The 956-nt window shown below is 31.0% G+C and carries 1 protein-coding gene; it reads right to left on the bottom strand.

Annotation, left to right across the window (positions count from 1 at the left end):
- Positions 1 to 62 precede the first annotated feature (62 nt).
- The coding region (mltG, locus tag OU788_RS12435) for an endolytic transglycosylase MltG (RefSeq protein WP_274635454.1) at positions 63 to 956 on the bottom strand (894 nt) is incomplete at its 5' end.

The raw sequence follows: 956 nt of genomic DNA, 5'->3' as shown, positions 1-956 counted from the left end.
AGGGTTTTATTATTTTTTTGATAATCTTTTATTAAAATTAGTGAAAATAAATTTTTGTTAATTTATCTTCTTATCCCTTGTTGATTTATCCATTGTTGGTATTTCACTGCATTTCTATTGTGCTGTGCTAAAGAATTCGCAAATTCATGAAAACCAATCTTATCTACACTTGCACACATATAATAATAGTTGTGTTTTTGGTGGTTTAAAACAGCATCGATAGAGGAAATATCAGGCATTGCAATTAAAGTAGGAGGAAGTCCTGTGTTCTTGTAGGTATTGTAAGGAGAGTCTATTACTAAATCTTTATTCAAAACTCTTTTTACTACAAAATCTTGTCCTTTTATTTCTCTGATAGCATAAATAACTGTAGGGTCAGCTTGTAAAGGCCAGTTGTCTTTTAATCTATTCAAGTATAAACCAGCAACAATAGGACGCTCAATTTTTTGAGCTGTTTCTTTTTGAACAATAGAAGCTAATGTGATAACTTCTTCTTTTGAAAGATTTAGTTTTTTAGCTTTTTCTAATCTAGCAGGAGTCCAAAAACGATTGTATTCGCGTAGCATTTTATCACGGAAGTTTTCTGCAGAAGTATTCCAGTAAAACTCATAGCTATTCGGAATATACATTCCTAAAGCTGATTTTTCTGTAAAATTGTTAGTTGATAAAAAGTTAGTATCAATCATTGCTTGTAATAAAGCAGTAGAATCAGCTTCAATTTGTTCGGAAATTCTTCCTGCTAATTTTTCTAAAGTATCTTGATTGTTGAACGATAAAGTGATTGGAGTTTGATTTCCGCTACGTAAAAGGTTTACCACATCATTCATGCTCATGCCTTCTTTCAATAAGTATTTTCCGCCTTTAGGTTGGGTGAATTTTTTCTTTTCTGCAACCCAAACAAAATTTTCGGGATGTTTTACAAATTCAGTAAGTTGTTTTTGAACATCTATAAAAGA

The sequence above is a fragment of the Tenacibaculum sp. L6 genome, assembly GCF_028823685.1.
Lineage (GTDB): Bacteria > Bacteroidota > Bacteroidia > Flavobacteriales > Flavobacteriaceae > Polaribacter.
This window is presented reverse-complemented; position numbering and strand designations above follow the sequence as displayed.